The sequence below is a fragment of the Pseudomonas agronomica genome (assembly GCF_025917275.1).
GTDB lineage: Bacteria > Pseudomonadota > Gammaproteobacteria > Pseudomonadales > Pseudomonadaceae > Aquipseudomonas > Aquipseudomonas agronomica.
This window is the reverse complement of the sequence record NZ_JAOSHO010000710.1, coordinates 1-2,006: the sequence shown is the minus strand read 5'-3', so window position 1 is coordinate 2,006 and position 2,006 is coordinate 1. Positions and strand designations below refer to the sequence as shown.

Genomic DNA, 2,006 nt, shown 5'->3' with positions numbered 1-2,006 from the left:
GCCCAGCGGGAGCAAGTTCCCTCGCCACAAAGGCTATGCGGCAATCTGGCGAACCACGAGCAGCACCAAGAAATGCATGGGATACAGCGCGTAGGCCCAACGCCGCATCGGCATCGGATGAAAACGACCCGCGTGTCGCAAAAGCACCAGCCCCAGCCCTGGCGCAATCAGGCAAGCCACCAACCCCCACAGCGCCACCGTATCCCCCAGCCACGCGGCGCCATACAGCAGCCGCCATTGATTGGCCGCCACGCATACCAGTCCCGGCAATAACGCCAGCAATAGCGAGCGCTTGAACACCAGCAGCATCGCCAGCGGCAGCAACACACCATAAAAGCCAAACATCAACCGCGACGAAAACAGCGCAGCCAACAGCAATGCCGTCGCAGCGAGGCAGCGCGCCTCCAAAGTGGGAACTTGCCAGGCCCGCGCCACCAACAACCCCAGGAACAAGGTTGGCATTACGTTGAGGGTGGCCGGGTCAGGAAAGAACAAGCGATAGGGAATTTCGCTGACGGCACTGAACAGTAGCAGCCAGCCCAGGTAGCGCCACGGACCGGCATCGGTCCCGCCCCGCACCAGATTCGCTGCCATCGCAAGGCAGAACCACGCAAACGCCAGCCGCCCCGGCACATACAGCCAATCGGCGGAAAAACCGACATATCGCAGATGATCGATGACCATCGACAACAGTGCCAGCCACTTGAGCAGGTCCAAGGCGCCTTCACGCCGACTCATATGTCCATCGCCCTTGGGACTTTGTGATTTTCTGACAGAAACATCCCGTGTGCTCCCTCGCGAATCTTGGGTAAAGTGCGCACCAACATAGACCACGACGTTGCGGACTCAAGCACGTCGCATCAAGGAACCCCCCACCCGGGAATTCCGCCAGGGATCTCTTACCCAGGACTCTCTATTCAAGGAGCAAGGCCATGACCGACAAGAGCCAACAATTCGCCAGCGACAACTATTCCGGCATTTGCCCCGAAGCCTGGGCGGCCATGGAAGAAGCCAACCAGGGCCACCAGCGCGCCTACGGCGACGACGATTGGACCCACCGCGCGGCCGATGGCTTTCGGGAATTGTTCGAAACCGACTGCGAAGTGTTCTTTGCGTTCAACGGCACGGCTGCCAACTCCCTGGCCCTTTCGTCGCTGTGCCAGAGTTATCACAGCGTGATCTGCTCGGAAACCGCCCACGTTGAAACCGACGAATGCGGCGCACCGGAGTTCTTTTCCAACGGTTCCAAGCTGCTGGTGGCACGTACCGAGAATGGCAAGCTGACCCCCGATTCGATTCGCGAAGTTGCCCTCAAGCGCCAGGACATCCACTACCCCAAGCCGCGCGTCGTGACCCTGACCCAGGCCACGGAAGTGGGCAGCGTCTACACGCCGGATGAAATCCGCGCCATCAGCGTCACCTGCAAGGAACTGGGATTGAACCTGCACATGGACGGTGCACGGTTCTCCAACGCCTGCGCCTTCCTCGGCTGCACCCCGGCCGACCTGACCTGGAAAGCCGGCGTCGACGTGCTGTGCTTCGGCGGGACGAAAAACGGCATGGCGGTGGGTGAAGCGATCCTGTTCTTCAACCACGACCTGGCCGAAGACTTCGACTACCGCTGCAAGCAGGCCGGGCAACTGGCCTCGAAAATGCGCTTCCTCTCCGCGCCCTGGGTCGGCTTGCTGCAAGACGACGCGTGGCTCAAGCACGCCCGCCACGCCAACCGCTGCGCGCAATTGCTGGCCGAGCTGGTCAGCGACATTCCCGGCGTGGAGCTCATGTTCCCGGTCCAGGCCAACGGCGTGTTCCTGCAACTCTCGGAACCGGCCATCGCCGCGTTGACGGCCAAGGGATGGCGCTTCTACACCTTCATCGGCAAGGGCGGCGCACGGTTCATGTGCTCGTGGGACACCGAGGAAGAGCGCGTGCGGGAATTGGCGGCGGATATTCGCGAAGTTATGAGCGCGTAGGAGCTGCCGAGCGGAGCGAGGCTGCGATCTTTT

At 61.6% G+C, this 2,006-nt stretch carries 2 protein-coding genes; one reads left to right on the top strand and one right to left on the bottom strand.

Annotation, left to right across the window (positions count from 1 at the left end):
- Positions 1 to 33: 33 nt before the first annotated feature.
- A complete protein-coding gene (locus tag OC610_RS26410; protein ID WP_264432115.1) occupies positions 34 to 738 on the bottom strand; it encodes a conjugal transfer protein TraX in 705 nt (234 codons plus the stop codon).
- Between the two features lie 194 nt (positions 739 to 932).
- Here OC610_RS26410 and OC610_RS26405 point away from each other — a divergent pair, with 194 nt between their 5' ends.
- Positions 933 to 1,973 carry a threonine aldolase family protein gene (locus OC610_RS26405; protein WP_264432111.1) on the top strand — a complete coding sequence of 347 codons (1,041 nt, stop codon included), beginning with the start codon at positions 933 to 935 and terminating at the stop codon, positions 1,971 to 1,973.
- The last annotated feature ends 33 nt before the right edge of the window (positions 1,974 to 2,006 follow it).

Bases quoted from the DNA above. Each gene is read 5' to 3' on its own strand.
- OC610_RS26410 (WP_264432115.1), bottom strand. From the start codon at position 738: ATGAGTCGGCGTGAAGGCGCCTTGGACCTGCTCAAGTGGCTGGCACTG.
- OC610_RS26405 (WP_264432111.1), top strand. From the start codon at position 933: ATGACCGACAAGAGCCAACAATTCGCCAGCGACAACTATTCCGGCATT.